The organism is Kitasatospora sp. NPDC088742 (genome assembly GCF_055584905.1).
The window spans coordinates 68143-92871 of record NZ_JBVJLD010000023.1 but is presented as its reverse complement, the minus strand read 5'-3'; the positions used below and the strand labels follow the sequence as shown (position 1 = coordinate 92871).

General features: G+C 74.3%; 23 protein-coding genes and 1 pseudogene. 9 read left to right on the top strand and 15 right to left on the bottom strand.

The features are described from left to right. Positions 1 to 121: 121 nt before the first annotated feature. Positions 122 to 661: an MFS transporter gene (locus tag ACZ6ZR_RS19650; RefSeq protein WP_465643949.1), complete on the bottom strand. Its 540-nt coding sequence runs from the start codon at positions 659 to 661 to the stop codon at positions 122 to 124. On the opposite strand from ACZ6ZR_RS19650, the pseudogene ACZ6ZR_RS19645 reads away from it, so the two are divergent. Continuing rightward, positions 641 to 805 (top strand): annotated as a pseudogene (locus tag ACZ6ZR_RS19645) (MerR family transcriptional regulator); the annotation flags it as partial. The gene ACZ6ZR_RS19650 and the pseudogene ACZ6ZR_RS19645 overlap by 21 nt on opposite strands. Positions 806 to 813: 8 nt before the next feature. Here the strand turns inward: ACZ6ZR_RS19645 and ACZ6ZR_RS19640 are convergent. Beyond that, positions 814 to 1452, bottom strand: a complete 639-nt coding sequence (locus tag ACZ6ZR_RS19640) for a TetR family transcriptional regulator (RefSeq protein ID WP_465643947.1) — start codon at positions 1450 to 1452, stop codon at positions 814 to 816. 140 nt (positions 1453 to 1592) lie between these two features. Between ACZ6ZR_RS19640 and ACZ6ZR_RS19635 the strand changes: the two genes are divergently transcribed. Both ACZ6ZR_RS19635 and ACZ6ZR_RS19630 read left to right on the top strand, forming a co-directional pair. Beyond that, a complete protein-coding gene (locus ACZ6ZR_RS19635) occupies positions 1593 to 1748 on the top strand; it encodes a hypothetical protein (protein WP_465643945.1) in 156 nt (51 codons plus the stop codon). Between the two features lie 13 nt (positions 1749 to 1761). After that, positions 1762 to 2019, top strand: coding sequence for a hypothetical protein (locus ACZ6ZR_RS19630; protein WP_465643943.1), 258 nt, complete (start codon positions 1762 to 1764; stop codon positions 2017 to 2019). Positions 2020 to 2061: 42 nt separating this feature from the next. Here the strand turns inward: ACZ6ZR_RS19630 and ACZ6ZR_RS19625 are convergent, their stop codons facing one another. Continuing rightward, positions 2062 to 2466 carry a WD40 repeat domain-containing protein gene (locus ACZ6ZR_RS19625; RefSeq protein ID WP_465643941.1) on the bottom strand — a complete coding sequence of 135 codons (405 nt, stop codon included), beginning with the start codon at positions 2464 to 2466 and terminating at the stop codon, positions 2062 to 2064. A 43-nt stretch (positions 2467 to 2509) separates the two neighbouring features. Between ACZ6ZR_RS19625 and ACZ6ZR_RS19620 the strand changes: the two genes are divergently transcribed. Then, a complete protein-coding gene (locus ACZ6ZR_RS19620; protein WP_465643939.1) occupies positions 2510 to 2797 on the top strand; it encodes a hypothetical protein in 288 nt (95 codons plus the stop codon). Here ACZ6ZR_RS19620 and ACZ6ZR_RS19615 read toward each other — a convergent pair. Continuing rightward, positions 2769 to 3323 carry a hypothetical protein gene (locus tag ACZ6ZR_RS19615; RefSeq protein WP_465643937.1) on the bottom strand — a complete coding sequence of 185 codons (555 nt, stop codon included), beginning with the start codon at positions 3321 to 3323 and terminating at the stop codon, positions 2769 to 2771. The two genes, ACZ6ZR_RS19620 and ACZ6ZR_RS19615, sit on opposite strands and share 29 nt — an antisense overlap. A 396-nt stretch (positions 3324 to 3719) precedes the next feature. Continuing rightward, the gene (locus ACZ6ZR_RS19610) at positions 3720 to 4043 is read right to left on the bottom strand and encodes a CU044_2847 family protein (protein WP_465643935.1); all 324 of its coding nucleotides are present in this window, start codon (positions 4041 to 4043) and stop codon (positions 3720 to 3722) included. Positions 4044 to 4234: 191 nt separating this feature from the next. Here ACZ6ZR_RS19610 and ACZ6ZR_RS19605 point away from each other — a divergent pair, with 191 nt between their 5' ends. Beyond that, positions 4235 to 4774 (top strand): hypothetical protein, encoded by a 540-nt coding sequence (locus ACZ6ZR_RS19605; RefSeq protein ID WP_465643933.1) that lies wholly within the window; start codon positions 4235 to 4237, stop codon positions 4772 to 4774. Between the two features lie 25 nt (positions 4775 to 4799). Here the strand turns inward: ACZ6ZR_RS19605 and ACZ6ZR_RS19600 are convergent, their stop codons facing one another. From ACZ6ZR_RS19600 to ACZ6ZR_RS19590, 3 genes are all read right to left on the bottom strand, one after another. After that, positions 4800 to 5975, bottom strand: coding sequence for an RNA polymerase sigma factor (locus ACZ6ZR_RS19600; protein ID WP_465643992.1), 1176 nt, complete (start codon positions 5973 to 5975; stop codon positions 4800 to 4802). A gap of 134 nt (positions 5976 to 6109) precedes the next feature. After that, a complete protein-coding gene (locus ACZ6ZR_RS19595; RefSeq protein WP_465643931.1) occupies positions 6110 to 6484 on the bottom strand; it encodes a YciI family protein in 375 nt (124 codons plus the stop codon). A gap of 157 nt (positions 6485 to 6641) precedes the next feature. Continuing rightward, positions 6642 to 7874, bottom strand: a complete 1233-nt coding sequence (locus ACZ6ZR_RS19590) for an MFS transporter (protein ID WP_465643929.1) — start codon at positions 7872 to 7874, stop codon at positions 6642 to 6644. Between the two features lie 287 nt (positions 7875 to 8161). Here ACZ6ZR_RS19590 and ACZ6ZR_RS19585 point away from each other — a divergent pair, with 287 nt between their 5' ends. Continuing rightward, positions 8162 to 8869, top strand: a complete 708-nt coding sequence (locus ACZ6ZR_RS19585; protein WP_465643927.1) for a DUF4230 domain-containing protein — start codon at positions 8162 to 8164, stop codon at positions 8867 to 8869. Between the two features lie 428 nt (positions 8870 to 9297). On the opposite strand, the gene meaB is transcribed toward ACZ6ZR_RS19585, so the two are convergent. From meaB to ACZ6ZR_RS19565, 4 genes are all read right to left on the bottom strand, one after another. Further along, entirely contained in the window at positions 9298 to 10299 is a 1002-nt protein-coding gene (gene meaB, locus ACZ6ZR_RS19580) for a methylmalonyl Co-A mutase-associated GTPase MeaB (protein WP_465643925.1), read from the bottom strand. A 33-nt stretch (positions 10300 to 10332) separates the two neighbouring features. Beyond that, positions 10333 to 12537: a methylmalonyl-CoA mutase gene (scpA, locus tag ACZ6ZR_RS19575; protein WP_465643990.1), complete on the bottom strand. Its 2205-nt coding sequence runs from the start codon at positions 12535 to 12537 to the stop codon at positions 10333 to 10335. Then, positions 12537 to 14444 carry a methylmalonyl-CoA mutase family protein gene (locus tag ACZ6ZR_RS19570; RefSeq protein ID WP_465643923.1) on the bottom strand — a complete coding sequence of 636 codons (1908 nt, stop codon included), beginning with the start codon at positions 14442 to 14444 and terminating at the stop codon, positions 12537 to 12539. The genes scpA and ACZ6ZR_RS19570 overlap by 1 nt, the downstream gene beginning before the upstream one ends. 140 nt (positions 14445 to 14584) lie before the next feature. Next, positions 14585 to 15307, bottom strand: a complete 723-nt coding sequence (locus tag ACZ6ZR_RS19565; protein ID WP_465643921.1) for a hypothetical protein — start codon at positions 15305 to 15307, stop codon at positions 14585 to 14587. 504 nt (positions 15308 to 15811) lie between these two features. On the opposite strand from ACZ6ZR_RS19565, the gene ACZ6ZR_RS19560 reads away from it, so the two are divergent. From ACZ6ZR_RS19560 to ACZ6ZR_RS19550, 3 genes are all read left to right on the top strand, one after another. After that, entirely contained in the window at positions 15812 to 16741 is a 930-nt protein-coding gene (locus ACZ6ZR_RS19560; RefSeq protein WP_465643919.1) for a hypothetical protein, read from the top strand. Between the two features lie 235 nt (positions 16742 to 16976). Continuing rightward, entirely contained in the window at positions 16977 to 17813 is an 837-nt protein-coding gene (locus ACZ6ZR_RS19555) for a TrmB family transcriptional regulator (RefSeq protein WP_465643917.1), read from the top strand. Next, the gene (locus ACZ6ZR_RS19550; protein WP_465643988.1) at positions 17711 to 17950 is read left to right on the top strand and encodes a response regulator transcription factor; all 240 of its coding nucleotides are present in this window, start codon (positions 17711 to 17713) and stop codon (positions 17948 to 17950) included. The genes ACZ6ZR_RS19555 and ACZ6ZR_RS19550 overlap by 103 nt, the downstream gene beginning before the upstream one ends. Before the next feature lie 55 nt (positions 17951 to 18005). Here ACZ6ZR_RS19550 and ACZ6ZR_RS19545 read toward each other — a convergent pair whose 3' ends face one another. The 3 genes from ACZ6ZR_RS19545 to ACZ6ZR_RS19535 form a co-directional block, all read right to left on the bottom strand. Further along, a complete protein-coding gene (locus tag ACZ6ZR_RS19545) occupies positions 18006 to 20942 on the bottom strand; it encodes a condensation domain-containing protein (RefSeq protein ID WP_465643914.1) in 2937 nt (978 codons plus the stop codon). Further along, a complete protein-coding gene (locus ACZ6ZR_RS19540) occupies positions 20939 to 22786 on the bottom strand; it encodes an amino acid adenylation domain-containing protein (RefSeq protein ID WP_465643912.1) in 1848 nt (615 codons plus the stop codon). Before ACZ6ZR_RS19540 ends, ACZ6ZR_RS19545 begins: the two co-directional genes overlap by 4 nt. Before the next feature lie 77 nt (positions 22787 to 22863). Then, positions 22864 to 24699 carry a non-ribosomal peptide synthetase gene (locus ACZ6ZR_RS19535; RefSeq protein WP_465643911.1) on the bottom strand — a complete coding sequence of 612 codons (1836 nt, stop codon included), beginning with the start codon at positions 24697 to 24699 and terminating at the stop codon, positions 22864 to 22866. Positions 24700 to 24729: the final 30 nt, after the last annotated feature.

The window sequence follows — 24729 nt, the reverse complement described above, 5'->3', positions numbered from 1 at the left end:
ACCCGCTGCGCGGGTGAAGGAAGGAAGAACGGAGGACATGGTCTGGTAAAGCCTGCGCGGGCCCGCTCGCAGGTGTCGGCCGGCTCGGCGGCGCGGACGCGGACGCGGAGATGACTGTCCGTCACCCGGCCGGTCGGCTCTCGGAAGGGAAGGCCCGGGTACGGGCGGCCAGGACCACGGCCAGCACCGGGGCCAGCAGGGCGAGGGCGCTCCAGGGCAGGGCGGTGGCGCCGAACCGGTCCAGCAGCAGGCCGCCGAGCACGCCGCCGCCGGCCATCGCCACGTTCCACAGGGTGACCAGCATCGCCTGGGCGGAGTCGGCCAGTTGGCCGCCGGCCCGGCCCGCGGCGGTCTGCAGCAGGGTCGGCACCCCGCCCCAGCCGAGTCCCCAGAGGGCGGCGGCCGCGTAGACCGCGACGGTGGAGCCGGAGGCGGCCGCGAGCAGGCCGGTGCCGAGGGCGACCGCCAGGGTGCTCGCCACGGTCAGGCGGCGCAGCGCGTGGTGGATGCGCGCGCCGACGGCCCAGATGCCGAGCAATGAGGCGGCGCCGAAGACCAGCAGCACGCTGTCGGTCCGGTCGCCGAGCCCGCGGTCTGTGAGGTAGGCGGCGACGTAGGCGTACAGGACGGTGTGGGCCAGGACCAGCCCCGGGTCATCCACTTCACCGACGCCACACCGGAGATGCTCGCCACCCTGGAGCACGAACGCGACCGGATGACGGAGCGGATCGACTGCCTGACCCGGAACCGGGACGCGGTCTCCGAGTGCCTGGAGACCGTCCGCCTCACCCGCGCGAGCGCCTGACGCTCCGTCTACTTCCGTCCGTCGTCCAGCCAGTGGCGGCGGCCCACGCTGATCAGGTGCAGCTGGCGGCGGGCCAGCAGGCCGATCCGCTCCTCCGTCCCAGGGCTGCCGTCGGGGATGTCCAGGAAGGCGGCGGCGGTGGTCACCAGGTGCTCGACGTACAGCTCGGCGAGCATCCGCAGGTCGTCCCCGGTCCACCCCTCGGAGACGGGCTGGGCTCCCAGGGCGGTGGCCACCTCGTCGGCGAAGCGGGCCAGTTCGGCGGCGATGGCCTCGCGGACCGGGCGGACGCCGCCGTGCCGTTCGCGCGCCAGGAAGCGTACGTGGGACCGGTGTTCGCGGACGTGGTCGGCCACCACCCGGACGGTGCGGTCGATCAGCTCCTCCGGGTCGGAGGGGCCCGCGAGGACGGTGAGCACCATCGTGTGCAGGCTGGCGAGCGACTCCTCGACCAGCGTGACGCCCAGGTCCGGGATGTCGCGGAAGTGCCGGTAGAACCCGGCGGGGGACATGCCGGCCTCCCGGGTGACCTCGCGGACGCCGAGGCTGCTGAGGTTCTGGGCCTCCAGCAGGTGCAGTCCGGCGTCGAGGAGGGCGCGGCGGGACTGCTGCTTCTGGGCCTGCCGGGGGCCGAGGGTGTGACTCACGTCATTCAGTAAACAACTGTTTGCCGACTTTGACCAGCGTAGAGTGGGCATGTCAGCGAACACTTGTCATCCCAACTGTTCGCTGACTGCACGTCAGCCCTTCTCCCACGGACCCACAGCCGACCGAGAGGCACCGTCAGATGTCCTTCCTCGCCATGCTCCTCGCGCTCGCCCTGCTCGGCGGCGCCGCCGTCCACACCACCGGCCCGGTCTTCCTCGCCGCCAGCGCCGCCATCACCGCCTGGCTGCTCGCCTTCGCCGCCCGCGAACGGCTCGCCCGCACCCGCCGCCACTGACCAGGAGCCCGCCATGACCACTCTCACCCGTACCCGCGGCGACGCCGACGGCATGGCCGTCGCCTCCTTCGTCCTGGGCCTGCTCGGACTGCTCTTCTTCAACCTCGTCCTCGGCCCCTGCGCCCTGGTCCTCGCCACCCTGGCCCTCACCCGCGGCACCACCCGCCGCGGCCGCGCCCTGCTCGGCCTCACCCTCGGCCTCGCCGACCTGGCCGTCCTCGCCCTCACCCTGCACGCCGGCCACGGCACCATCTGGCACCTCGGCGGCTGACCGCCCGAGGGGGTGGGATGGACGGCCCGGACCGAGGGGGCGTCAGGACAGCACGGTCCACGGCGCCGTCCCGGCCTCGCGCGCGGCGGTGGCCCCGGGGCAGGGCGGCCGGGGACGCTCGCCCGGCAGGTACGTCGCCCACTCCTGCTCCGTGAGCTCCCGGTTGACGGCCGAGCAGACGCGGTCGGTCGCCAGGGCCGGCTCTGCGTCCAGGGCCATCACCACCCCGCGGGCCGAGGCCGCGCCGGTGTCCCGCAGCTGCACCTTGCTGTCGCTCCCACCTGCCGCCAGGGTCCGCCCGTCGGGGCCGAAGGCCAGCGGTCCGACCCCGGCCTCCCGGAGATCCTGGCGGAACGTCCGGGACGGCACGTCCCACAGATGGACCGTCAACTCCGCGTCCGGGACGGCCAGGGTCCGCCCGTCCGGGCTGAACGCCAGGTCGTCCACCTCGCCGCCGTCGAGCCGGGCCCGGACACCAGGCAGGATCGCGGTGATCGCGCTGACTGTCCTGCGGCATGATCAGCGGCTGGCCGACATGGCCGGCGGCAACGACATCTCCGCCACCATCGTGCGCCGCTGGCGCGACGAGGTGATCACCCTGCTCGCCGGACAGGCCCCGCGCCTGGACTGCGCCCCTCCGGGGCGGTCGGCTTTTGCTCTGCCGACCTGGCCACATTGCGGTGAGCCCCGGCGTAGTGCATCCGGCTTCAAGATCGTCACGGTCCCGAGCGCGGGCCGGCTGCGACGGCTCACCGGCTTTCGTGGAGGACGACGTTGATCCTCGAGACGGCGGCGGCGAGGTCGGTCAGGCCGTCCTGGATCGTGGCCGTCCCCTGGGACGCGCGGGCCGTGTCCTTCTTCTGCAGCCCGTCGGAGCAGATGTAGCCGCCTTGCTGCAGCTGCGTCAGGGCCTTGCTCCACGACGCCTGGGCCTGGGCGTCGGGGATGGACGGGTAGGCCTGAGCAGCGGTGGCGTCCCGGGCCACGCTGAGGCAGCCCAAGGACTGCATGACGGGATCGTTGCCGCTCGTGGCGGTCTTGCGCGTCGAGTCGGTGAGCGCTGTGATCTTCGCCTGGCCGCCCTGCTCGTACCAACTGGTGACCTGTTGGGCTGCGTCGGCAGTGGGGGCGGCAGTGGGCGCCGCGGTAGCCGTGGTTGCCGAGGCGGCCGGGCTGGGCGGCGGGCTGGTGGCGACGGTACTGCCCTGATTGCTCCCGCAGCCGCTCAGCAGCACTGCGGCGGCCATGACGGTCACGGTGATCGCGGCGGTTGAGGTTAAGAGCGACGGGACGCGGTCGTGCATGGGAACCCCTTGATTGACGAGCGATCAGGTTTTCACGGACTGGACGTGCATGGTCCGACCGTGATCGATCTGTTGCGTGCCCCGGAGCATGCCGCAGGGACGGCGAAGGCGGGGTCGGCGGGGCAGTTCGGCCCGGATGGTCTTGCCTCTGTTCGGCCCGTATCTCTTCCAGCTGCTTGACCAGCTGTTCTTCGAGTCCGTCCAGCTCTGCGCGTCGCGCGTCGATCCGTTCCAGCGACTCGGGGTCCACCATGGACCGGATCGAAGAAGGCATACCGGCAACGGGCAGGAACCGGCGAAACCGCTCTGCCAGTCGGTCTACGGCGCAGACAGCTGCCCACGACCATCGTGAGCACCCCGAACGAACGTCACGGAAGACCTCCCGACCAGTGGTTCTCAAGATGGCGCATGCTCCTTGTTCCACACCATCCGCACCGTCAGGTGGCAGTTGGCCGCGGTCTTGGAGATCACCACACCCGCCTCGGCGGAGAGGTCCACGCCGAACTCGACCTCCACCTCGCTGGGGCCCGCCTCGCGCAGGTGCGCCAGCACGGTGCGGGCCATCCCGGTGACCGGGCCCAGGGCCGCCGACAGACTGGTGGGCAGGTCCCGGATGGAGTCGCCGATGCGGGAGGCCTTCACCGGGCCGACGGCGCTGTCCGCCGCCTCCACGAGGATCGAGCCGCCCCCGTCCAGAGTGATCCTGGCCAGCTGTCCCATGGTGCACCCCTCCCCGGCGGCCACCACGCGGCGACAGCGCCAACACCCCCTCCACACAAGGGTTCTGAGCGTGGGTGAATCATCGGATCACTGCCCCGGAGCAGATGGAGGAACCGTCGGTGCCGGCGCAGCGGGGCAACCGGGCGGGGATTCCCGTTGCACCATGATCCACTCGGGTGAGAGCCTGCGCCGTGCGCAAGAACCAGCTCGGCCCGCTCATCGGTGCCGTCTTCGGACTCGTCTTCGTCCTGGCCAACACCGGCCCCCTGCCCGGCGCCGTCGGCATACCGCTGCGCGTCCTGGCGGTCCTCGCCTTCGTCCGGCTCTTCACCCTGCTGCGCCGCAGGGGCTCCTCCGTCCCGGCCAGCGCCGCCACCTTCGGCCGCGGCTACCGTCTGGTGGTGGCCGCCGAGGTCGGGGTGGGTGCGGCCGGACTCTTCGTCATCTCCCGCCTCCTGCACCACCCGCAGGCCGCCGTCGGCTGGATCGCGCTGGTGGTCGGCGTCCACTTCTTCGGCCTCGCCGCCGTCTGGCGGATGCCCGCCGTCAACCGCCTGGCCGCCGTCCTCAGCCTCTGCGGCGCCGCGGGGCTCGCGCTCGCCTGGGCCGGCCTCCCGCAGGCCGTCGTCGCCACTGTCGCCGGCATCGTCCCGGGCGCGGCCCTGCTCGCCGCCGTCGCCTCGACCCTGCGCACCCCGGCCGACGCGGCGCCGGCGGGCACCCCCTCCTGACCGCCGGCGCCCCGGAGTGGTTTGATCAGCCGGGGCCGGGCAGTCCGGCCACGCGGTCGAGCAGCAGAGCGCGTTCGCGCTCGTTGCCGGCCAGGCCCGCCGCGCGTTCGAACTCGGTGCGGGCCTCGGCCGGCCGGTCCAGGCGGGCCAGCAGGTCGCCCCGGACGCTGGGGAGCAGGTGGTAGCCGCGCAGGGCGGGCTCGGCCGCGAGGGCGTCGACCAGGGCGAGGGCCTCGGCCGGGCCCCGGGCGTAGGAGAGCGCGACGGCCCGGTTGAGGCGGACCACGGGGGAGGGGTTGAGGGCCTCCAGGCGGGTGTACAGGCCGGTGATGGTCGCCCAGTCGGTGTCGGCCCAGCGCGGGGCGAGCACGTGGCAGGCGGCGATGGCGGCCTGGAGGGTGTACGGGCCGGCGTCCGGGCGGGTGACGCCCGCGCGGGCCAGGGCGGCGGTGCCGCGGCGGATCAGCAGCCGGTCGAAACGGGCGCGGTTCTGCTCGGCCAGCAGCACGGGCTCGCCGTCCGGTCCGGTGCGGGCCGGCAGCCGGGCGGCCTGAAGCTCCGTCAGGGCGGCCAGACCGTGCACCTCGGGCTCCTGCGGCATCAGCGCGGCCAGCACCCGGGCCAGCCGCACGGCCTCCTCGCAGAGCGCCGGACGGAGCAGCTCCTCCCCGGCGGTCGCCGCGTAGCCCTCGTTGAAGACCAGGTAGATGACCTCCAGCACGGAGGCCAGCCGCCCGGCCCGCTCCTCCCCGGCCGGCACCTCGAACGGGACCCCGGCGGCCGCGATGGTGCGCTTGGCCCGGACGATCCGCTGGGCGACGGTCGGCTCGGCCACCAGGAAGGCCCGGGCGATCTCGGCCGTGGTCAGACCGCCGACCAGACGGAGCGTCAGGGCGATCCTCGCCTCGGCGGAGAGCACCGGATGGCAGGCGGTGAAGACCAGCCGCAGCAGGTCGTCGTCGATGTCGTCCGGCTCGGCGGGGTCGGGCGGCGGCGGGACGTCCTCCAGGCCGCGGCCGACCTCGGCCAGCTTGCGGGCGTACACCTCGCGCCGCCGGACCAGGTCGACCGCCCGGTTACGGGCGACAGCGGTCAGCCAGGCCCCCGGGCGGTCCGGCACCGCGTCCTGGGCCAGCTCCTCGGCGATGCCGACGTCCCGCACCACCCGGGCGACGGTCGCGATGATCCGCGCCGACTCCATCCCGAAGGCGGTCGCGACCGCCGCCGCCACGTCCCGCCGCCCGGCCGCACCGCGTTCCTCCGTCACGAGCACCCATCAGAGCAGCCGCCCGGGGGCGCGGCAACGCGGCGCGCCTCCGGGCCGGTGACGAGTGGTCAGGCTCCCGGCGGGGTCGGCATCTCGTCGATCTCGCGGACCTCGGCGCCGACCTCCCAGCTCTCCGGGTGGAGCGAGAGGAAGCGGCGGGTCCACTCCACCGCCTCGGCCTTGTCCCGGCACTGGAAGACGATGTAGCCGCCGACCACCTCCCGGGTCTCGGTGAACGGCCCGTCGGTCAGGCCGACCTTCCCGCCCGACCAGGACAGCCGGGTGCCCTCCGAGGTCGGCTTGAGGCCGTTGGTGTCCAGCATCGCCCCGGCCTTGGCGATCTCCTCGAAGAGGGCGCCCATCCGCTCCTCGAAGCCGGGGTCGGGTTCGAAGGCCGCGGCCTTCTCCTCGTCGATGCGGATCAGTGTCATGTAGCGGGGCATGGTGTGCTCCTCGGATCGGTACGGCGGCGGGGCCACTCCCCGCCTCTCACCCGTGCGTCGAACGGTGCCGCGGCGGATCGACACCTCCCGCGAAGATTTTCTTCCGAGCGGCCCGGCGGGCGCCGCCGCCGCACCGACGACGCCCTGATCCGGGCCCTCAGAGGGTGGAGGCCACCGGCGTCTCGCCGTGCGCCGACGGGCGGTTGGCCGCCCGGCGGGTCAGGGCCGGGGCGCAGAGCAGGGCGCAGGTGGCGATCACGGCGGCGGTGACGGTGAAGACCACCGAGGGGCCGGCCCGGTCGACCAGGATGCCGCCGAGGGCGGAGCCGGCCGCACCGCCGAGGTTGAAGGCGGTGTTGACCCAGGCTCCGGCCTCGGTGCGGGAGCCGTCGGGGACGAGGCGGTCGACCAGCTGGTAGGAGGTGATCAGCAGGACGTCGGTGCAGGCCCCGGCGAACAGCAGCGCCACCCCGGCAGTGGGCGCGGAGTGCAGCAGCACCGGCAGCCCGTACGCGGCCGCCGCCCCGGCCGCCACCAGCACCGGACGGCGCGTCAGCGGCCCGCGCCAGACCCGGCGTCCGTAGAGCAGACCGCCGAGCACCCCGCCGACCGAGAACAGCGTGCCCAGCACGCCGGCGGCCACCGTTCCCCAGGCGGCCAGCACGCCGAGCTCGAACAGCGACAGCCCCGAGGCGGTCGCCAGCACGACCAGCAGCAGCGGCACAAATCCCGGACGGCGCAGGGGAGTCGAGGAGCCGGCGGCCGTCGCGCGGGCCGACCGCAACGCCTCCGGCGCACCCCGCAGGGCCCGGGCCAGCAGCCCGAAGCCGACCACCACCATGAGCGCGGAGAGCAGCACCACCAGGGGCGGCGAGACGGCGGCCGCCAGCAGGGCACCGAGCACCGGGCCGAGCGCGAAGACGGTGGACTCGGCCACCGTGTCCAGGCTCAGCGCGGCCTGCTGCTGCGCCTCGCCCCGGGCCAGCCGGCCCCAGAGCGTGCGCATCAGCGGCCCGACCGGCGGCGGGCAGATGCCGGCCAGCACGGCGAGGCCCAGGGTGAGCGGCACCGGCCCGCCGGTCAGGCAGCTGACGGCGACGGCGGTCAGCAGGGTGGCGTAGCAGAGCGCGAACACCGTCAGGGCGGGCGGGTGACGCTCCACCAGGCGGGCCCGGTACGGGCCGAGCAGGGCGGTGGCCAGGCCGGAGACCGCGGCGGTGGAACCGGCCAAGGTGTAGGAGTGGGTGGCCTGTTGGAGGGCGAGCAGCAGCGGGAGCGGCAGCAGGCCGTAACAGGCCCGGGCCAGCATCGCGGCGGTGAACAGTCGGCGGGCGTGGGGCAGCGTGAGGACGGCGCGGAAGGTCGCGTCGTCCCGGTCGGGGCCAGGCATGGGAAGGACGTCTCCAGACGGGACGGCGCAACACGTCGGGCTGCGCGCGGGCATGACGGATCGACGGGCCGCGCCGGGACCCCGTGGTGCGGGGCGGCGGGCGGCGGGTGCCGGACCTGTCAGTGCGGATCGGAGACGTACATGGAGCGGGACACTAGCGATCTTCGCGGCAACAGGCAACCCCCGCCGTTGGCGGCGGGGTCGGTTCGTCGCCCAAGTTCCTTTCCGGAACGTGTCGTTGACGACTGATTCGCATGAACGCCCGGCCGCCGGGTACGCGCAGGAGCATGAGACTGTCCCGACGCCCGCGCCCCAAGTCCCGTACCGAAGAAGAGCCTTCGCCCCGCACGGCGCGCGGGCGGCGGGGGCTGCCCTGGTACCTGAGCCTGCCGATCACGCTCGCCGTGATCCTCGCGCTCTTTCTGGCGGGGGCGCAGGCCGGGCTCTTCCCGAGCCTGCCGAATCCCTTCGAGCGCAGGACCGTTGACCGCAGCCAGCCGGTGCTGCTCCAGTCGATCCAGCAGATGAAGCACTTCACCGGCGCCCAGGGCAACTTCCAGGTGATCGTGGACCTGGACCACGAGGCCGCCTTCCTGCCCTCGCAGATCCTCGGCAACCGCACCCTGTACGTCGCGGCCGGCTCGGTGGACGCCTACGTCGACCTCGGCGGGCTCGGGGCGGACGCGGTGGCCGTCTCCGAGGACCGGCGGAGCGTCACGGTGAAGGTCCCGCACGCCCAACTGGCCCCGGCCGCCGTCGATGTGAAGCGCTCGTACGTCTACCTCCAGCAGCGCGGGTTCTTCGACCGGATCGGCGACTTCTTCAGCGGCAACCCCGGCAACCAGCGGCAGGTCGAGCAGCTCGCCGTGCAGAAGATCGAGCAGGCCGCGAAGGAGACCGAACTGACCCGGCAGGCCGAGGACAGCACCCGCGACATGCTGGGCGGCCTGCTGCGCTCCACGGGCTTCACCAACGTCACCGTCACGGTGGTCTGAGCCGCCTGGCGGTCCGGCGCGGACGGGGTGTTGAGGGTGCACGGGGCGCACGAGGGGGCACGGTGGGGCGCACTGTGCGCGGGGTCTCGGGGGGAGCTGAGCCGAGCGGGTTGAGGGGTCACTCCAGCCGAGTGCTGATCACCGGGCAGCCGGTGGAGCCGGGTTTAGCGGGGCGGCCGATTTCACAACCATTGCGTAAATGTTCGCGCAGGAGCCGGGTGTGACTTCGGGTCAGCTCGGCTTCGATCAGCACCTGCGGCGGACGATTCGACCGGGCCGACCGTGAATACACCAGTAGTGTCATCCTTTTCGCCCGTCTGACGGACGCTCATTGAGCCCGCACCGAAATGGACGGCAGCCGAATGCCCCGGTCCGAAAGTGGGCCGGGGCATTCGGTGCAGACTGGGGTGAATTCCTTCGGACGGCCGTCAGCCGTCCTCGCCGGGAGGGCTGCGGAAGGCCGCCATCAGCCGGTCGGCCGCGCTGGTGGCGGTCACCGTGCCGTCCCGCACCTGCTGCTCCAGGAGGGGTGCGAGCGTGCGGACTCCCGGGTGTCCGTGCAGCTGGGCGAGCAGCTGGTCGTGGACCATCGACCAGGTCCAGGCGACCTGCTGGTCGCGCCGTCGGGCGGCCAGCGCGCCGGTGGCGTCCAGGGTGGTGCGGTGCTGCTCGATCCGCTCCCAGAGCACGTCCAGTCCGGTGCCGTGCTGCCCGCTACAGGTCAGTACCGGCGGATTCCAGGCCGCGTCCGGTGCCTGCAACAGCCGTAGCGCGCCCGCGAGTTCACGCGCCGCGGCCTTGGCGTCGGTCTCGTGCGGGCCGTCCGCCTTGTTCACCGCGACCAGGTCGGCCAGCTCCAGCACGCCCTTCTTGATGCCCTGGAGCTGGTCACCGGTGCGGGCCAGGGTGAGCAGCAGGAAGGTGTCCACCATGCTGGCCACCGTGGTCTCGGACTGGCCGACGCCCACCGTCTCCACCAGCACCACGTCGTAGCCGGCCGCCTCCATCACCACCATGCTCTCCCGGGTGGCCTTGGCCACCCCGCCGAGCGTGCCGGAGGTGGGGGAGGGGCGGACGAAGGCGTTCGGGTCGACCGCGAGGCGCTCCATCCGGGTCTTGTCCCCGAGAACCGAGCCGCCGGTGCGGCTGGAGGTCGGGTCCACCGCGAGCACCGCGACCCGGTGCCCGCGGCCGGTGAGCATGGTGCCCAGCGCCTCGATGAAGGTGGACTTGCCGACGCCGGGCACACCGGTGATGCCGATCCGCACCGCCTTGCCGCTCAGCGGCAGCAGCTCGGCGAGCAACTGCTGGGCCAGCACCCGGTGGTCGGGCCGGGCGGACTCCACCAGGGTGATGGCCCGCGCGATGAAGGCGCGCGAGCCGTCACGGACCCCGGCGGCGTACTGCTCGATGTCGATCGTCCGGGCCATCGGGTCAGACTCCCCCAAGTGGCCTGCGGGCACTCACAGTTCGAGCCCGAGCTCGTCCGCCAGCTTGGTCAGCAGGTCGTACGCGGCCTCCGGGATCACCGTGCCGGGCGGGAAGACCGCCGCCGCACCCGCCGCGTACAGCGCCTCGAAGTCCTGCGGCGGGATGACGCCGCCGACCACGATGGTGATGTCCTCCCGTCCCGCCTCGGCCAGTTCGGCCCTCAGCGCGGGGACCAGGGTGAGGTGACCGGCCGCCAGCGAGGAGACGCCGACGATGTGCACGTCCGCCTCCACCGCCTGCCGGGCCACCTCGGCCGGGGTCTGGAACAGCGGGCCGACGTCCACCGTGAAGCCGAGGTCGGCGAAGGCGGTCGCGATCACCTTCTGCCCCCGGTCGTGGCCGTCCTGGCCCATCTTGGCGACCAGGATGCGCGGCCGCCGCCCCTCCGCCTGCTCGAACCGCTCCACCAGCTCGCGGGTGCGGTCCAGGGAGCCCGACTTGCCTGCCTCGTCGCGGTACACACCGGAGATGGTACGGATCTGGCCGGAGTGGCGCCCGTACACCGCCTCCAGGGCGTCCGAGATCTCGCCGACGGTCGCCATGGCCCGGGCCGCGTCCACCGCCAGGGCGAGCAGGTTCCCCTCCAACCCGCCGCTGTTGCGGGCGCCTTCACGCGCGGAGGCGGTCAGCGCTGCCAGCGCGGCCTGGCAGACCGCCTCGTCCCGCTCCTCCCGCAGCCGGCGCAGCTTCTCGATCTGCTGGGTCCGCACCGAGGAGTTGTCGACCTTGAGCACCTCGATCTGCTCGTCGGCCGCGACCCGGTACTTGTTGACCCCGATCACCGGCTGACGGCCGGAGTCGATCCGCGCCTGGGTGCGCGCGGCGGCCTCCTCCACCCGGAGCTTGGGGATGCCCGCGTCGATGGCCTTCGCCATCCCGCCGGCCGCCTCCACCTCCTGGATGTGCTGCCAGGCGCGCGCCGCCAGGTCGTGGGTCAGCCGCTCGACGTACGCGCTGCCGCCCCACGGGTCGATCACCCGGGTGGTGCCGGACTCCTGCTGGAGCATCAGCTGGGTGTTGCGGGCGATCCGGGCCGAGAAGTCGGTCGGCAGCGCCAGCGCCTCGTCCAGCGCGTTGGTGTGCAGCGACTGGGTGTGCCCCTGGGTCGCCGCCATCGCCTCGACACAGGTCCGGGTCACGTTGTTGAACACGTCCTGGGCGGTCAGCGACCAGCCCGAGGTCTGCGAATGGGTGCGCAGCGAAAGGGACTTGGGGTTCTTCGGGTCGAACTGTTTCACCAGCTTCGCCCAGAGCAGCCGGGCCGCCCGCAGCTTGGCGACCTCCATGAAGAAGTTCATCCCGATCGCCCAGAAGAACGACAGTCGCGGCGCGAAGGCGTCCACGTCGAGCCCCGCCTCCAGCCCGGCCCGCAGGTACTCCACGCCGTCGGCGAGGGTGTACGCCAGCTCCAGGTCGGCCGTCGCCCCGGCCTCCTGGATGTGGTAGCCCGAGATGGAGATCGAGTTGTACCGGGGCATCTTCTGCGAGGTGTACGCGAAGATGTCCGAGATGATCCGCATCGAGGGCTGCGGCGGGTAGATGTAGGTGTTGCGGACCATGAACTCCTTGAGGATGTCGTTCTGGATGGTCCCCGCCAGCTTCTCGGGCGGCACCCCCTGCTCCTCGGCCGCCACGATGTACAGCGCCAGCACGGGCAGCACCGCGCCGTTCATCGTCATCGACACCGACATCTTGTCGAGCGGGATCCCGTCGAACAGCTGCCGCATGTCGTAGATGGAGTCGATGGCCACGCCCGCCATGCCGACGTCGCCGGTCACCCGGGGGTGGTCGCTGTCGTAACCGCGGTGGGTCGGCAGGTCGAAGGCGACCGACAGGCCCTTCTGACCCGCCGCCAGGTTCCGCCGGTAGAACGCGTTCGACTCCTCGGCGGTGGAGAACCCGGCGTACTGACGCACCGTCCACGGCTGGTTCACGTACATGGTCGGGTACGGGCCGCGCAGGTACGGGGCCGCACCCGGGTAGGTGCCCAGGAAGTCCAGGCCCTCCAGGTCGGCGGCGGTGTAGAGCGGCTTGACGCCGATGCCCTCCGGGGTCTCCCAGAGCTGCTCCTCGACGTCCTTGCCGGTCGCCTCCCGCCAGGCCTCCCGCCACTGGGCGTCGGTCGAGGCCTTCGGGGCCTCCTCCTGGTCGAGGCCGATCTCCGTGAAGTCAGGGATCACCGGTCCGCTCCGTTCTCGTCCTCGGACCCGCCAATGAGGTCGTCCAGCAGGGAGGTCAGCAACGCGACCGCGTCGCCGCCCGCGTACACGAACTCGTCCACCCCGGCAGCCCGGAGCGCCTCGCCCAGCTCGCCCGGGCGCCCGGCCAGCAGCACCCGCCGGGCCCCGGCCGCCTTGAGCGCGGCGGCCACCTCGACGGCCTGCTCGGCGTAGACCTTGTCGCTGGAGCAGAGGCAGACCAGCTCGGCGCCGTCCGTGCCGCCGTCGGTGACGGTCATCGTCTCGATGCCGCCGGCCTGGAACAGGTTGGCCGCGAAGGTCAGCCGTGCGGTGTGCGCGGCGGCCGGGCCGAGCGCGGCCAGCGCCAGCCGGGGCCGCGCCCCGGTCGCCGCCAGGTGCGCGTCCGAACGGGCCCGCAGCGCCTCGAAGGCACCCGCCAGCCGGACCCGGGGCAGACCCCCGCCGGACGGTGCCGGCAGCGGCTCGCGCACCAGCGGCTGCTCGCCGAGGTGGGGGAACTCGCTGACACCGGTGACCGGTTCGCGCCGCTTGGCCAGCGCCACCTGACGCTTCGCCCAGGTCGCGGCGATCCGCTCCCCGACCGTGCCGTCGGCCAGCGCGGCCCGCAGGCCGCCCGCCCGCTCGATCTCCTGGAACCAGGCCCAGGCGCTGCGCGCCAGCTGGTCCGTCAGCTGCTCCACGTACCAGGAGCCGCCGGCCGGGTCGATCACCCGGGCCAGGTGCGACTCCTCCAGCAGCACCGACTGGGTGTTGCGGGCGATCCGCCGCGCGAACGCGTCCGGGCGGCCCACCGCGCTGTCGAACGGCAGCACGCTCACCGCGTCCGCCCCGCCGACCCCGGCGGCCAGGCAGGCCACCGTGGTGCGCAGCATGTTCACCCACGGGTCCCGCTCGGTCATCATCACGGCCGAGGTGACGGCGTGCTGGCGCTGCGCGGTGTGCGCGGCGGCGCCCGAGGCCTGGGTGACGCGGGCCCAGAGACGGCGCGCGGCACGGAACTTGGCGATGGAGAGGAACTGGTCCGCGTCCGCCGCGTACCGGAATTCCAGCTGCCCGCAGGCGGCGTCCACGTCCAGCCCGGCCGCCGTGAGCGCCCGCAGGTACGCGACACCGGTCGCCAGCGAACAGCCCAACTCCTGGGCGGGGGAGGCCCCGGCCTCGTGGTACGGCAGGGCGTCCACGACCAGGGCGCGCAGTCCCGGGTACTCCGCCGCGCAGCGGGCCGCCAGCGCGGCGGCCTCCGTCAGCTGGGCGTCGGTGCCGGTGTCGGTGGCGGCGTCGGTGGCGGCGTCCCGGCCGGTGCGGGCCAGCAGGCCCAGCGGGTCCGCCCCGAGGTTTCCGGTGGCGGCCGTGGCCGGGACGCCGCGCTCCTGGAGGACGCGGAAGAACTGCCCGGCCGCCGCGCCGAACCCGGCCCCGGCGTCCAGGGTCACCCCGGCCAGGTCCAGGTACACACCGTCCAGCGCCCGCGCCAGCCCGTCGACCGGCAGCCCGGCGCCACCCAGCTCCAGCCAGAGCGAGGTCACCCCGTTCTCGAGGTCGGCGAGCACCGCCTCGTTGGCCCGAGCGGGGTCGGGCTCGGAGTGCCGCTGGCGCACGTCCCAGCCGGACACGGCCGAACCCGCCGGCCGTCCGGCCCGGACGAACGGGGCGAAGCCCGGATGGCCGGCGGCCTCGGCGGCAGCCGCGCCATCCTCGGCGGTGTACAGCGGACGGACTCGGAGTCCGTCCTGAAGCTCGGTGGAGAGCGCCTCCTCCGCCTGTGCTCCGGAGACGTCCGCGCCGGACTTGCGCAGGACGCCTTCGACCAGGTGTTGCCACCGCTCGCGGGAAGTCTCCGGGAACTCGGCGGCCAGAGGGAGCCCTTGGGGCAGGACCGTCATAGCCCGAAGGTTAATGCCCGTTAGCCGACGATCATCAGATGGAGGGGGTGTGACCTTTACCTCGCTGCACTCCGCACGCCCCCCAGTGCCTCGGAAGCACTCCACCGGCGCCCCGACGGTGCGTCACCCCCTGCCCCGGCTCAGCGCTCGAAGACCACGGCGCTTCCGGAGACGGTCCAGAGCGAGGCGGGAGTGAGGGCCCCGTACACCTCCAGGGTGAGGCCCCCGCCGGTGCGGGTGAAGACGGAGGGGGAGAGCCGCAGTCGCTGGTTGCCGCTGCCCGGGTGGAACCGCAGTTCCCAGGTTCCGGTCAGGGAGCTCGGACCGCCCGGAGCGACCGGCTTCTCGAAGGTCTCGCGGTACGTGCCGTCGGCGCGCAGCTCCAGGCGCTCTCCCCAACTGCCGTGCCACTCCCCGAGGACGGCGGAGGACGAGGGATCCGAACGCCGCCACGGCAGTTCGGCGGCCACGGCCCACACACCCCAGAACGTCCCGCCGAGCAGCAGCCCCGCGCCGGCGGCCGCGACGGTGCGGCGGAACCGCCGCAGGTCTTGTTGTAGGAACCGCCGCCCCGCCACCACCCCGGCCTGCAGCGGCCAGAACACCGCCAGCGGCACCGCCACCACCGTCCACCCCAGCCGCCGCACGGACCCACGCTCCAGCGCCGCCTCGTCGACCCCGGCGTACACGAGCCAGAAGACCCACAGCAGACTCGCGCACACATAGGGGTAGAGCCCCCGGGTGTCCCGCGGCCCGTACGGCCCGAGGAACTCGAGGACACTCCACACCCCGAAGGCCAGCACGTACACCACGGCCTCGAGGTACAGCACCCCCACCAGCAGCCTCGCCCCCGGAACCGTCACCTCTGACGACACCTCACCACCCACCTGTCCCCCTCCGCACCACGTCCGGAAGGGACGGACGCCGGCAGCCCCCTCCCAGGTTCCGGCACGCCTGCCTCTCTGTCAGTCCCTCGCCATACGCTCACGCCCGAGCGATGAAGGGGGACGAAGTGAACAGATCAGCCGACTGGGTCCATGGCGTCGCCATGCCCGCGATCCGAGGGATTCCCCGGGCACTTCATCGGGATCTCTGTGAGAAGACATCACCCGGAGTCCGGTCGCGGCGGTGCTGGAGCTCCTGCGTTCCAAGACGTAGGGGCCGACCAATGGAGCTGACGAGGCTTCAGTGCTGACGTTGTACGGCGTGTGAGTCGGTATCAGATGGAGGCCCGGGGGGATCAGACGCTGCCGGGGGCGTTCTGGCTGGTTCCTCAGATCTGGTGGTGGTTGGGGCGGAGCGTGACTGCTGGGGGAAGTCAGCAGGGCGGTGGGGTTGGTGGGGGCGCTCGCCCCTATTCTGGCGGGATGGAGCAGCGGATCACCGTGGAGGTGGGGCGGCTTCCGCGGCGCGGGGTGCGGCGGGTGCGGCTGGTCTTCGGCGTGGCGTCCGCCGTGGTGGGTGTGGACGATGCCGACGGAGCCCTCGTCGTGCTGGCCGAACTGGCGGACCTGGCAGGGTTGTTGCTGTCCGGCGTCAGTGCCGACGGTACGAAGCTCCTGTTCGGGACCGGCGTCGAGGGGCGGGACGCCCAGGTGCGGCTGTGCCTGGTGGAGCTGCCGACGGGGCGGCGGTCGTGGCACGAGGTGGCGATCGGCGGGCAGCCCCACTGCGCGCTCGCGCTCGCGCTCTCGCCGGACGGTACGCGGGTCGCGCTGCTGTACGACGACGGTCGCGAGGCCGGGCCCGGTGGCGACGGGGACAACCGGGCGCATGTCGACCTGGTCCACTTCGGCACCGGTGCGCGCGAGCGCCTGTGGACCTCGCCGGAGGACTTCGCGGTCACTTGGGAGAGCGGGCTCGTCTGGTCCCCCGATGGAGAGCTGATCGCGGTGAGCCCTTTGTTCTTCGACCGGGACGAGACCTTCGACGACTGGCACGCCAACGTCTTCGTCGAGGTCGCCGGCGGCGCCGTCGTCCACCGCGTCGACCAGGACGAGCCGGTCGGTTGGCTCGACGGCCGCACCTTCCTGCTCTCCGGCATGACCGAGGACGTCGGATGCCGCGCCGTGGACGTGACCACCGGGCTCCTGCGCGAGGTGGAGCAGCCGTGGGACGTCGGCCCGGCCGCCGCGGTGAACGGCAGGATCGTCTGGTATCGGCAGCCCGAGGAGCCGTACCGGCAGGAGTACTTCCACACCGACCGGGACGGACGGGACCCTCGGCCGCTGTTCACCGTCGACACCCGTCCGGAGCGGATCCACCTCGCCGCGGGCACCCGGCCCCTCGACGGGTGAAATGATGGCAAAGGGCCGGGGGACGGGCCGGTCCGCTCTGTCACCGGCTGTCCGCTTCGCCCCTGGGGCACATCGGGCAACGGCCCCAGGTGTCGTCACTGTCGGACAGGCCGCCCAATTCGGCTGTCCGCCAACGAAGTGGCACATAGTGGATCTTGTAGGCGGGCGGGGCCGGTGCCATCATGACCCCGCGCGGTCCTGGGGAGCGACCGCATTCACGGGGGGCCACACCACGATGCTCGAAGCCTTGGGGCTGTCCGGCGCCGCCGCGGCGCTGTACCAGGCGATGCTCGACCGGCCCGGCGACGGGATCGCCGCGCTGGCCGCCGCACTGGACCTGACCACCGATCAGGTGCGCGCCCGTCTGGACGAACTCGCCGGGATGATGCTGGTGCGCGCCTCCAGCGAACACCCCGGACAGATGCGCGCGGTCAGCCCGGAGGTCGGTCTGGCGGACATGCTCGCCCGGCAGGAGGCCGAGCTGGCAGCCCGTCAGGCCCAGCTCGCCGCCTCCCGGGCCGCGGTCACCCGGCTGGTCGCAGACCGGGCCGAGACCCGGGCCGCGCACGGTGAGCGGCTGCTGGGGATGGACGCCATCCAGGCCCGGCTGGAGGAGCTCGGCAGCCGGATGACCACCGAGTGCCTCGGGGTCCACCCCGGCACCGGACACCTGGCCGAGGACCTGGCCGCCGCCCGGACCGCCAACGCCCGGGCGCTGGAGCGCGGCGTGACCGTCAAGGGCCTCTACCAGGACGCCGTCCGTAACGTCACCCACACCGTGAGCCATGCCAACTGGGTGCTGGAGCACGGCGGCGAGATCCGCACCGCGCCCGTGATCCCCCAGCGCCTGGTCATCGTCGACCGCGCCCAGGCCCTGGTCCCGATCGACCCCGCGGACACCCGCAAGGGAGCCCTGCACGTCACCGAGCCGGGACTGGTCCGGGCGCTGTGCGAACTCTTCGACCAGGCCTGGGAGATCGCCGTCCCGCTCGGCGCACCCGGACCGACGACCCGGCCACCGGCCTCAACACCACCGAACGCGAACTCCTGCGCCTGCTCGGCTCCGGCCTGACCGACGACGCCGCCGGCCAGCGCCTCGGCGTCTCCTCACGCACCGTCAACCGCCAGATGGCCTCCATCATGGAGCGCCTCGGTGCCAGCAGCCGTTTCGAGGCCGGCATCAAGGCCGCCCAGCGGGGCTGGCTCTGACCGACCGCCGGGCCCCGTCCGCCCCGGTGGGGGTGGACGGGGCCCGGCCACCGACTCAGCGGACCATGGCGGCCAGCACCGAGCGCCAGTCCTCGCCCGGCTCGGGGCGCAGCGCGTCGGCCAGCGCCTCGGCGCCGTAGTGCCAGGGGCGGAGCAGCTCCGGGTCCGGGTCCTCGGTGAGGACCACGGGGGAGGAGGAGCCGAGCAGCCGGACCAGCTCGGCGCCGAACTCGGCCCAGGAGACGTGGCCGCTCACGGCGTTGACGACCCGTCCGGCGGCGGGGGCGGTACCGGACGCGCAGGCGACCACGGCGCGGGCCAGGGCGGCGGAGTGCACCCAGGAGGCGCCGTGCCAGGCGTGGCCGCCGGCACCGGGAGCGGGCAGCACCAACGGACGCCCGGCCAGGGCCGCCTGGTAGAGGTCGCCGGTGGAGCCCCAGCGCAGCTGGTCGCGCAGGCGCCGCTGCGGCCCCCAGACGATGGGCGGCCGGACCACGGTGCCGGTGGCGGCGCCCGAAGCGGAGACGTGGTCCAACAGGAGCTGCTCGCAGGTGAGTTTGGCCCGCCCGTACGGGGTGACCGGCTCGGCGGCGGGCGCGCCCTCGGTGACCTCGGTGGCCGTCGGGCGGCCGTACGCGTCGGTGCTGCTGACGAAGACGAAGCTGCGCCCGGTCCAACCGTCGAGCAGGGCGCGCATGGCGGCGACGTCGGTGTCGTGGTCGGTGAAGGTGCAGGCGGCGTGGATCACCGCGTCCACGCCCTCGACCGCGCGGCGCAGGCTGTCGGGGTCGGTGAGGTCGCCCTCGACGGTCTCCACGCCGTCCAGGGCGACCAGGTGCGCGGACTCCGGCCGGGCGAGGGCCCGGACCAGCCGCCCTTGGGCCAGCAGTTCCTGCAGGACGGCGGCGCCGACGCCGCCGGTGCCCCCGGTGAGCAGGACCGTCCCGGTGGGGGTGGCGCCGGAACGGGGAGTGGCCGTGACGCGGGAGGACGCGGCCAGGCGCTCCCGCTCGCGGTCGGCGAGCAGGGCGCTGAGGGCCAGCGGGGTGCGCTGTTCGAGGACGTCCAGGCCGGTGAGCGGCAGGCCCGTGCGGGCGCGCAGCCGTTCGGCGAGCTGGACGGCGACGAGGGAGTGGCCGCCGAGGACGAAGAAGTCCGCGTCGGGCTCGGGGCGGCTGCCGAGCAGCTCGCCGAAGGCGGTGCGGACCGCCTCCAGCGGACCGGCGGTCTCGGCGGCCCCAGTGCCCTCGGTGGGGCGCGGCGCCGCGCCGGGGAGCCGGTCGAGGTCCAGCGTGCCGTCGGCGGAGCGCGGCATGCTGTCCAACACCGTGACGGCGGCCGGGCGTTGCCCGGCCGACAGCTGCCGACGCCGACGCAGGGCCGTGAGCAGCTCGCCGCCGCTCGGCCCCATCGGGCCGCGCAGGGTGACGTAGGCCAGGGTGGGCCGGCCCTCGGCGGTGACCACGGCGGCGTCGGTGACCCATGGGTCGGCCAACAGCACTGCCACGGCGGGGTGTTCAGGGGTCGTCAGGAGCGGGGCGGGCAGCCGGCCGAGACGGACGGCCGGGTCGGTGGCGACCGCGTCGAGCACGGCGGCGAAGGCGGCGAGCAGCCGTTCGCCGGTGGCACGGTCCAGGGCCTCGGTGTCGTGCTGGACCAGACAGCGCGGCGCGGGCCCGTCCTCGACGAGCAGCCCGAGGCCGAACTTGGCCAGCCCGAGCTCGACGTCGACGGCCTCGGCGGTCAGCCCGGGCAGCTCCAGCGGGGCGACCGGCTGGACCAGGTCACAGGTGACGTTGACCAGGGCGCCGCCGTCCGTGCCCCGGGCCTCGGCGCCCAGGCGCTCGACCACCAGGTCGAAGGGGAGGTCGTGGTGCTGCTGCGCGTCCAACAGCGCGGCGCGGACCAGGCCGAGCGCCTCGGTGAACTCCGGGTCGCCGCCCAGATCGGCGCGGACGGCCAGGGTGTTGACGCCGAGGCCGACCAGGCGGCGCAGCTCCGGACGGGCGCGGTGACCGCTGGCGAGGCCGACGGTGAGGTCCGGCTCGCCGGTGGCGCGGTGCAGGGTGGCCAGGGCGGCGGCGAGCACCACGGTGTAGAGGGTGGCGCCGTGCGCGGTGGCCAGGCGGCGCAGCCCGTCCAGGGTCCGCGCGCTCAGCGGCGCGCTGTGCAGCGCGGCGGTCCGCTCGCCCGGACCGCCAGGGACCGGCCGGAGCAGCGGGAGGGGACGGGCCCCGGCCAGCTGCGCCGCCCGGGCCTCGGCCGCGACGGTGAACTCCGGGTCGCGGGCGCGCTCCCAGCGGGCGAAGTCGGCGTACTGGAGCGGGAGTTCGGGAAGATCGGCGGGGATCCCGGTGCGGGCCTCGGCGTAGAGGGCGGCGAGGTCGGCGGTGAGGATCGGGAGGCTGGAGCCGTCGACCGCGATGTGGTGCACCGTCAGGAGGAGGGTGTGGTCCTCGGGCCCGTGTCGCAGGACCAGGGCGCGCAGCACCGGACCGGTCCCGAGGTCGAAGGGCCGGGTGGCCTCGGCCCGGAGGAGCTCGGCCACGGTTTCGGCGTCGGCGTCGGCTTCGGCCGGGCGGACCTCGACGGGGACGGGCGCGGTCGGCAGGGCCTCCTGGTAGGGCGCCGTCTCCCCGTCCCCGGGCGGCTGCCCGTAGCGGGTGCGGAGAACGGCGTGCCGCTCGGTGAGGGCGGTCAGCGCGGTGGCCAGGGCCTCGGTGTCGAGGGGGCCGCGCAGCCGGGCCGCCACCGGCACGTTGTAGCGGGCGCCGCCCTGCCCGAGCCGGTCCATCAGCCACATGCGGTGCTGGGCGTGCGAGAGCGGAGCGGGGCCGGCCGGTCCGGGGCGCAGTTCCGCCGGGCCGGCTCCGGGGCGGCGGTCGGCGCGGCGTTCGGTGCGGCCACCGCCGGAGCGGGCGCGGCGGAGCAGTTCGGCCTGACGGGCACTCAGGTCGGTGCTCAGGTCGGCGCTCAGTTCGATGTCGGTCATCGGCCATCCTCGGCGGGAACGGTGGTGTCGGCGAGCAAGGCGCTTTCCACCAGGGCGGCTTGGGCGGCCACCGTCGGGTGGGCGAAGAACTGGGCGAGGGTGAGTTCGACGCCGAGGTCCTCGCGCAGGTCGTCGACGACCCAGAGCGCGAGCAGGGAGTGGCCGCCCTCGGCCAGGAAGTCGGCGGCGGGGTCGGTGACGGGGCGTTCGAGCGCCCGCGACCAGGCCTCGGCCACGGCCTCCTGGATCGGGGTGAGGGCGGCCACGGCCTCCGCCGGGGTATCGGCGGTGGTCGCCGGGCCGGGCAGCTCGGCCAGCGCCCGGCGGTCCACCTTGCCGCTGCCGGTCAGCGGCAGCCGGTCGAGCACCGTCCACGCCGTCGGCACCAGATGGGCCGGGAGCCGCTCGGCGAGCCGGGCCCGCAGCGTCTCGCCGGCCGGCCGGTGGCCCTCGGCGGGGACCACGTACGCGGTGAGGGCGGCGTCCTCGCGCCCCGGGCCGCGGACCACGACGGCGGCCTCGGCCACCTCGGGCAGCTGCACGAGGGCGTGCTCGGTCTCGCCGGGCTCGATCCGGAACCCGCGCACCTTGACCTGCTGGTCGGCGCGCCCGTGGAAGTCCAGGGCGCCGTCCGGGCGTTGGCTGACCAGGTCACCGCTGCGGTACATCCGGCCGAGGCCCGGAAGCTCACGGAAGCGGTCGGCGGTCAGCTCGGGGCGGTCGAGGTAGCCGAGCGCGGTCCGGGCGCCACCGATCCACAACTCGCCCTGCCCGCCCGCCGGGACGGGCCGCCGCTGGTCGTCCAGGACGGCGGTGGTGGTGCCGCCGAACGGGCGGCCGATCGGGACCGGGCCGGTGCAGTCGGCGGGGGAGACCCGGTGCAGGGTGGTGAAGGTGGTGGCCTCGGTGGGCCCGTAGGCGTTCAGCAACTCCAGCCAGGGGAAGGCCCGCAGGACGGATCCGGCGTGCTCGGGGGAGAGCGTCTCGCCGCCGGTCACCAGGGTGCGCAGGACGCCGAAGAGCCGGGACCGGCGGGCGGCCAGGTGGTGGAAGAGCGCGGTGGTGAGGAACGCGTGGGTGACGCCGAACCGCTCGACGTCCTGGGCGAGTTCCTCGCCGGTGGGCCGGTCGGCGGGGGAGACCGCGACGGCCGCGCCCCGGGTCAGCGGGGCCCAGAGTTCGAAGGTGGAGGCGTCGAAGGTGAGCGGCGAGTGGAACAGCACCCGGTGCCCGGGGGCGAGCGGGATGCCGTCGGCCGCCGTGACCAGGTCGGTGACGGCGCGGTGCGGCACCAGGACGCCCTTGGGGCGGCCGGTGGAGCCGGAGGTGTAGAAGACCATCGCGACCGACTCGGCGCCCAGCGCCGGGACGGGCGGCGGAGCCGACGGACCGTCACCCGGGGAGCCGTCCTCGGACAGCTCCAGGCCCAGGCCGGTGGCGAGCCGCGCCTCGGCGAGCAGGGCCTTGTCGCCGAGCACCAGGGCCACCCCGGAGTCGGCGATCATCTCGGCGGTGCGCGGGCGCGGGTAGGCCGGGTCCAGCGGCACGCTGTGGGCACCGGCCCACCAGACGGCGAGCTGGGCCACCACCAGCCGGGTGGACCGGGCGGCGAGCAGGCCGACGGCACTGCCGGGGCCGATCCCGCGACGGGTCAGCTCGGCGGCCAACCGGCCTGCGGCGCCGACGAGTTCACCGTAGGTCAGGGCGACGGATCCGTCGGTGACGGCCAGCGCCCGCGGCGCGCGTTCGGCCTGCTCGGCGATCAGCGCCGGCACGGAGCCGGCCGACGGCCGGAACGGCGCGGGGCGGTCGGGAGTGGGGCCGTCGGGAGTGGGAGCGGACATGGAGGTTCCCTTCCGGGCGCCCCGGCCGGTGGGCCGGGGCGCCCTGATGCTTACGGAGGGCGGCGGTTGACGCGAGGTCAGGAGTGGGCGGCGGCGGCCACCGGGCGGCGCTCGTCGACGAGCCGTGCCACCCCGCGCAGGTCCGGGCAGCGCAGCAGCTGCGCTGCCCGCAGCCGCACGCCGTACTCCTCCTCCACGGCGGCGAGCAGCCGGGCGGCGGCCAGCGAGGTGCCGCCCGCGTCCCGGAAGTCGTCCTGCGGGCCGAGCTCGGCGCGCCCCAGCAGCTCCCGGCAGGTCCGGACCACGAAGCGCTCGGTCTCGGTGTCGCCCTCCTCGGCACCAGCGGAGGCCGGCGGAGCGGTGGCCTCCTCGGCGGCCAGCAGCGCGGCCCGGTCCACCTTGCCGTTGGCGTCCAGCGGGAACGCGTCGACCAGACGGACCACCGCCGGGACGGCCTGCTCGGGCAGCCAGGCCCGGGCCTCGGCCAGCAGCTCGGGGCCGGTGACCGTGGCGGCCCCCGGCGAGGGCTGGACGAAGGCCAGCAGCCGGACGCCGCCCGCCGGGCCCGGCCGGGCGGCCACGGCGGCCCGGCGCACCCGGGGGTCGCGCTCGAACGCGGCCTCCACCTCGGCGGGTTCGATCCGCACCCCGCTGACCTTCACCTGGTCGTCCAGCCGGCCGTGGAACTCCAGCACGCCGTCGGCCCGCATCATTACCCGGTCCCCGGTCCGGTAGAACCGCCCGTCGGCGCCGGCCGGGCCCTCCGGCGCGGGCACGAAGCGGCGGGCGGTGAGCTCCTGGTCCAGGTAGCCGAGGGCCAGGCAGTGGCCGCCGATCCACAGCTCACCGGTGGTGCCGCGGTCGACCGGACGGCCCTCCGGGTCGACGACCAGCACGGCGGCCGAGGGCACCGGCAGCCCGATCGGCGGCGCCCCCGCCTCGTGCCCGCCGCCCGGGGCCATGGTGTGCACGGTGGTCGACACCGTGGCCTCGGCCGGGCCGTAGACGTTGTGGACGGTCGCGGTGACGTCCGGGCCGGGGGCGCGGCGCAGCCGGTCGCCGCCGATGGTGAGGTGACGCAGGGTCAGCCCGGCGGGCCAGGGACGGTCCAGCAGCGGTTCGGCGAGCGGGGTGGGCAGCACGCAGACGGTGATCCCGGCCTCCCGCCACCAGTCGGTGAGCGCGGCGGAGTCCCAGCGGACCGCCTCGGGGGCGACGCAGAGCGCGGCGCCCGAGGTGAGGGTCCCCCAGAGCTCCATCAGGTGCGGATCGAAGGCGACGCCGATCAGCAGGCTGTGCCGCTCGCCCGGGCCGAGGCCGGTGAGGCCGCGGTACCAGTGCAGCAGCGCGCCGAGCGAGGGCTCGCCGACCGCGACGGCCTTCGGGGTGCCGGTGGAGCCCGAGGTGAGCACGGCGTAGAAGGTGCCCTCCGGTGCGCCCACCGCTCCCTCGGGGGTGTCGGCGAACGCCGCCACGACCTCGCCGCCGGTGGCGGGGACGGGCAGCGGCAGGTGCTCCCCGTCCCGGTGGGCGGGCGGCAGCACCCCGGCCGTACCGATCAGGCAGGCCAGGCGCAGGTTCTCGGCGACGGCCTGGAGGCGGCGTTCGCCGGGCCGGGGGCCGAGCGGGAGCGCGACGGCCCCGAGCCGGGCCACCGTGAGGGCTGCGGCGGCCAGCGCGGCGGAGTGGTCGAGGCAGAGGCCGACCAGCTCCCCGGGGCGGACCCGCCCGCGCAGCCGGTCGGCCAACTCCTCGGCCATCCGGTCGAGTTCGGCGTAGCTGACGGTGGTGTCGCCGTCGAGGAGGGCGGGCGCGTCCGGGGTGCGGCGGGCCCAGCCGGTGAACAGGTCGAGCACCGGGACGTCCTGGTGCGGAGCGTCGTGCGCGGTGCCGAGGAACGAGGCAGTGGTCATCGTGGGTTCTCCGAACGGGTGGTGAGGGGC

Excerpts from the sequence above, each read along its gene's own strand:
- ACZ6ZR_RS19635 (WP_465643945.1), top strand. The coding sequence starts at position 1,593 with ATGTCCTTCCTCGCCATGCTCCTCGCGCTCGCCCTGCTCGGCGGCGCC.
- ACZ6ZR_RS19630 (WP_465643943.1), top strand. The coding sequence starts at position 1,762 with ATGACCACTCTCACCCGTACCCGCGGCGACGCCGACGGCATGGCCGTC.
- ACZ6ZR_RS19615 (WP_465643937.1), bottom strand. The coding sequence starts at position 3,323 with ATGCACGACCGCGTCCCGTCGCTCTTAACCTCAACCGCCGCGATCACC.
- ACZ6ZR_RS19610 (WP_465643935.1), bottom strand. The coding sequence starts at position 4,043 with ATGGGACAGCTGGCCAGGATCACTCTGGACGGGGGCGGCTCGATCCTC.
- ACZ6ZR_RS19600 (WP_465643992.1), bottom strand. The coding sequence starts at position 5,975 with ATGGAGTCGGCGCGGATCATCGCGACCGTCGCCCGGGTGGTGCGGGAC.
- ACZ6ZR_RS19595 (WP_465643931.1), bottom strand. The coding sequence starts at position 6,484 with ATGCCCCGCTACATGACACTGATCCGCATCGACGAGGAGAAGGCCGCG.
- ACZ6ZR_RS19590 (WP_465643929.1), bottom strand. The coding sequence starts at position 7,874 with ATGCCTGGCCCCGACCGGGACGACGCGACCTTCCGCGCCGTCCTCACG.
- ACZ6ZR_RS19585 (WP_465643927.1), top strand. The coding sequence starts at position 8,162 with ATGAGACTGTCCCGACGCCCGCGCCCCAAGTCCCGTACCGAAGAAGAG.
- meaB (WP_465643925.1), bottom strand. The coding sequence starts at position 10,299 with ATGGCCCGGACGATCGACATCGAGCAGTACGCCGCCGGGGTCCGTGAC.
- ACZ6ZR_RS19570 (WP_465643923.1), bottom strand. The coding sequence starts at position 14,444 with ATGACGGTCCTGCCCCAAGGGCTCCCTCTGGCCGCCGAGTTCCCGGAG.
- ACZ6ZR_RS19560 (WP_465643919.1), top strand. The coding sequence starts at position 15,812 with ATGGAGCAGCGGATCACCGTGGAGGTGGGGCGGCTTCCGCGGCGCGGG.
- ACZ6ZR_RS19555 (WP_465643917.1), top strand. The coding sequence starts at position 16,977 with ATGCTCGAAGCCTTGGGGCTGTCCGGCGCCGCCGCGGCGCTGTACCAG.
- ACZ6ZR_RS19545 (WP_465643914.1), bottom strand. The coding sequence starts at position 20,942 with ATGACCGACATCGAACTGAGCGCCGACCTGAGCACCGACCTGAGTGCC.
- ACZ6ZR_RS19540 (WP_465643912.1), bottom strand. The coding sequence starts at position 22,786 with ATGTCCGCTCCCACTCCCGACGGCCCCACTCCCGACCGCCCCGCGCCG.
- ACZ6ZR_RS19535 (WP_465643911.1), bottom strand. The coding sequence starts at position 24,699 with ATGACCACTGCCTCGTTCCTCGGCACCGCGCACGACGCTCCGCACCAG.